Genomic DNA, 233 nt, shown 5'->3' on the forward strand with positions numbered 1-233 from the left:
GTCCCTGCTTTCGGGGTCGCGCACCTTGATGTCGTGCTGCTCCTTGACGTCAGGCGCACTTGACGCGGAACGCGTCTCGGGCGCGAGCCACAACGCACGTTCGAGGTTGTAGCGCGCGTCCCAATCGTCGGGTGCGATGCGCAGCAGACTCCGGTAGCGCGCTTTCGCTTCCTCGACCATTGCAAGCGATTCGACCGCGCCCGCAGGGCTATGTCCGATGCCCTGGCGCAGAT

1 pseudogene is annotated in these 233 nt (G+C 65.2%); it reads right to left on the reverse strand.

Annotation, left to right across the window (positions count from 1 at the left end):
• Positions 1–233: pseudogene (locus SB822_RS61245) on the reverse strand (tetratricopeptide repeat protein); the annotation flags it as partial.

This window comes from Paraburkholderia sp. SIMBA_054 (genome assembly GCF_046534875.1).
Classification (GTDB): Bacteria; Pseudomonadota; Gammaproteobacteria; order Burkholderiales; family Burkholderiaceae; genus Paraburkholderia; species Paraburkholderia hospita.